Genomic DNA, 4,079 nt, shown 5'->3' with positions numbered 1-4,079 from the left:
GAATCCCTCATCGGTCACTAGCAACAAACGTCGAAAACCGAGATCAGATATCGCCTCCAACAACTCAGATACGGCGCCCGAACCAGAAAACAGCGTCGGCCGTGGAAGTGGCAGCACATGCGCTGCGATTTTTAGCCCTTTGGTGTAACTGCGATACAAACAATGTTTCAACATACAAATTCCTTTTGAGTTGGAGCATTTAGTCTAGTAGTTTTTTCAGGCAACTCTTCTTTGCGGCTTCACAAATTCGCAATCGAGTCGTTTACCTTTTCTTAATTAACTCATTGAGCTAATTAAGAAACAAAATGGGGATGTTTTCTTTCCTACAGTGACCACCACAATAGGTATTCCATCTGCACCGTCCATACAAATCACATTGAAAATTGCAGCAAAACGTGCTCCGTCACTTTGAGGCCGAAAACCCTAAAATCGTCTCTCCCCCTTTGTTTGCTGATGTTTTAGTCAAAAGTAGAAATAAGAATACGTTGCATCATGATTTATTGTCGTTTTCAAAGAAGTCAACCAAAGCAACAAGAATCTTGCGTATTTCGGTGATTGCGATCGCTCGTTTCGGTTTATTCCGATCACCTGATCCTGCCGTTTTTCTCTCTTCCTATTTTTACTCTAAGTGATCGGATTGCGCCAGTTTTCTCATTGACTCACCGCCCAGTTCTATTCGATGACTATTGTGTACCAGCCTATCCATGAGAGCGTCTGCGACGGTGGCGTTGTCGATCATGTTGTACCACTCCTTTACAGGTAACTGACTGATGACGATTGTGCTGCTGTTTTGGTAACGGTCTTCAAGCACTTCTAACAAGTGACCCGCATGCTCTTGAGTCAGTTTTTCCATTCCCCAGTCGTCGAGGATAAGCAGCGCTTTTTTAGCGAGGGATTGAAGTTGCTTTTGATAGCTACCATCCAGACGACCTGCGGTCAGGTCATCGAGCAAGCGAGTTAATCGGTAGTATCTGACGGTTTGCTGTTGGTCGCAGGCGCTGGTTGCCAGAGCGCAGCCAAGATAGGTTTTGCCTGCACCTGTTGGGCCTGTGATCAAGATGTTCTGGTGCTTGTGCAGATAACTCCCCGTCAGAAGTTCGCTCATCTGTTTGCGGTTGAGGTTTCGCCCCTCCTTGTAGATGAGTTGGCTCGGCTGAGCATCCACTCTCAGCTTGGCTTGTTGTTTTAAGCGTTGGATTTTGCTCTGATTACGATTCAAGATTTCACTTTCCAGAAGCAGGCTTAACCTTTCCTCGAAGTCCAGCTCTGCGTAGGTGGTCAGTTGCTCTTGTTGCTGCTCTAACGCTTTCGCCGCATGACTTAAGCGCAGGGTTTTGAGTTGGTCATTGAGTGCGTTCATATCCTTTCTCCTAGTGATAACAGTTCGGGCCACGAACATTGCTGTGAACAAGGTTCGGTGTATTCGCTTTATCTTTACTCAGTTGCCCCTCGCGATTGTTTTTCAGCAGATTATTGATGAAGGTGTAGTTCGGTTTTGTCAGCATCAGCGCATCTTTACAGGCCTGCTCTAAGCGCGATTCGCCATGGGTTTTACTCAGGTTGAGTAACCCCAGACAGGAACGATAGGCCTGCTCTGGATGAGGTTTAGCGTTCAGCATCTTATTGACGACTTCTCGGGTGGCAGGGCCGATATTGGCGCCCCAGTTGAGCAAGCGTCCAGGCGACCACTTTTGATGTTGATGATGACTCGGCATATGCTCTGGTTGTGTGCTGTTTCCGCGCTCTCTTTGGCTGCGTGGATGCTGGGCGATCAAGTTACCTTGATGGTAGATCTGCACCAGACGGTTGGAGGCTTCCAGCTCGACGTGGTGACCCACCAGTTGATGGGGAACCGAGTAGTAGTGACGGCGATATTCGATGTGATAATCAGGCCCAACCTTGGCTTGTCTCGTTTCGGTATAGAGGTATCGCTGCTTGGGCAGCGGCTTTAATGCAGGTTTATCGAGTTTCTCGAACAAGGCTTTGCGACTCGCGCCATACTGTTTCATCTCACGTTGGTTTAATTCATCCATCAGCGCTCGGATAGCGAGATTCAGCTCTTTGAAGGTATAGAAGGTTTGGTGGCGAAGCCGCATCATGATCCAGCGTTCGACGAGGAGCACCGCATTCTCCGCCTTGGCTTTGTCTTTCGGTTTGTAAGGGCGAGCAGGCATCACGGCGGTTTGATAGTGATTGGCCAGTTTCTGATAGCTGTCGTTCAGTCTTGGCTCATAACGATTCGCTTTACTGACCGCGCTACGCAGATTGTCGGGAACCAAGAGATGGGGGACGCCACCGAAGTGCTCGAACGCATTGGCATGCGCCTCTAACCAGTAAGACTTACCTTGACTCGGGAAGGCTTCAACATAGGTGTAATTGGATGCACCTAAGGTCGCCACGAACACTTCGGCTTCGCGCACTTCGCCTGTATCAGGGTTCACCACTTGAAGCCGAGGGCCACAGTAATCGATAAACAGCTTATCACCTGCCACATGAAGCTGGCGCATGCTGCGCTTTTGGGTTTTGAACCAGCGAGTGAAGTGCTCGCAGAACTGAGTGTAAGCGTAAGCTTTCTCTTGATATTGCTCATGATATTCCTGCCAGAGCAACATCTTCGTCATGCCTTTACGTCTGAGTTCGACTGCGTATTGCGTGAAGTCTGGCATGACTTTATCGCGACTGGCTTTCTTGCCGTGATACAGCGCTTGCGTGAGATCAGCATCGCTGCAACTTTCGGGTAGAGGCCAACCAAGTTGGCTTTGTTTAAAGCGAGTCAGGAGTTCCGAGATGGTGGAGGGGCCGAGTTTCAGGCAAGAAGCGATGCTGCGATTGGAGAGACCGCAGTCGTACTTAAGGCGTAATACCTCTTTGATTTTGTTCATTGGAGTTCTCTTTTTGGCCATGTTCGCTTCCTTACGTTCTTGTTTAAGAAGTAAAGAATAGCGAGCTATTGATTTAAAAGAGAAAAAGGAAGGGTTTCGGACATTCCGATCGCGGTTTTCGCTATTCCGATCACTGATTTCGGAGTTAGGCTAAAAGTGATCGGATAATCGCGGAATCAGTGATCGGTTTAAACCGAAATGGGTGATCGGATAATCCCGAAATGACTGATCGGAATGCTCCGAAATATGCACCAAACCTTCACTTTGCCAAGACACGTAGCCGTAAGACAACAGAATCACAGCCGCAGCCGCACCCCAAGAAATCGCCACATTTTTTAGCGTAAGGAGATCTTTTTTCGGCTTTAAATGATCAGGATATAGATTGACGCGTCGATTTGTAGACGCCGCCGCCGCATCCGCAAGCACATGACCAGAGAGTTCATGTTCTTCAGGCAGTAGTGACGATACTTTGGTGCTTAAGCGGTAGTTAAGCGACTGAACCAATTCGTTCTCATCTTCTTCATCACAGCACACTTTCAATTGGTGTAACTGAACCTGACGAAGCTGAGCAGAGAGGTAATCTATCGAACGTTGCAGCTCCAGAGACAAACTGTCCATCTGTAGCTCGCTTGACGGTACGCCAGTAAGAGGAGGTGTCACGCTACGAATCGAACGATGGAATGCAATGGTGTGCTCAACAAAAGCACTGATGCGGAAATGCCCACGCGCGCTACGTTGCAGCAACAAAAAGTTACCAAGTTCACCAGCGGTATCACCCCAAACATCATCTTCCGGAATGATCGCTTCTAACGGCAATTGAGCACGACTAGCCAGTAGCACAATTTTATCAAGCATCTTTCGTGATAAAACATAAGCTTGCACTTTACTTGAGTTTGGTAGCTCTACCGCATCAGCGATGATGTCGATGGCACGCTCAGAAATAAGCTCTTTGAGTAAAAACGGCAGCGCCGCCGACCACTCTTGGCGTGGCATGGCTGGCTTGTCGATTTGATACATCTGATAGTAGTTGTGTGACAGCACTACGGTCAGAGAATCATAAGCGCTCGCGGCAACGCTTAACGCTTGCTCAACAGCGCGTTCCCAATTTGATTCAGAAATTTCAAACTGAGACGGACGGCCACTTTTAGCTGGTGATGATAAATAAACTGCGTCTGGCTGAATAACCAAAAAACAAGA

At 48.1% G+C, this 4,079-nt stretch carries 2 protein-coding genes and 2 pseudogenes; all 4 read right to left on the bottom strand.

The genetic code is table 11. The features are described from left to right. A pseudogene (locus R7P72_RS23525) lies at positions 1-174 on the bottom strand (alcohol dehydrogenase); the annotation flags it as partial. A 445-nt stretch (positions 175-619) separates the two neighbouring features. Continuing rightward, positions 620-1,360: an IS21-like element ISVch3 family helper ATPase IstB gene (gene istB, locus R7P72_RS23520; protein WP_228095351.1), complete on the bottom strand. Its 741-nt coding sequence runs from the start codon at positions 1,358-1,360 to the stop codon at positions 620-622. A 10-nt stretch (positions 1,361-1,370) separates the two neighbouring features. Further along, entirely contained in the window at positions 1,371-2,903 is a 1,533-nt protein-coding gene (gene istA, locus R7P72_RS23515) for an IS21 family transposase (protein ID WP_047112341.1), read from the bottom strand. Between the two features lie 231 nt (positions 2,904-3,134). After that, positions 3,135-4,079, bottom strand: a pseudogene (locus R7P72_RS23510) (MSHA biogenesis protein MshI); the annotation flags it as partial.

This window comes from Vibrio sp. Vb0888 (assembly GCF_033338835.1).
In the GTDB taxonomy this organism is placed as follows: Bacteria; Pseudomonadota; Gammaproteobacteria; order Enterobacterales; family Vibrionaceae; genus Vibrio; species Vibrio alginolyticus.
Note: the sequence above shows the minus strand (reverse complement) of the source record. Positions and strands in the feature narration are given on the sequence as shown.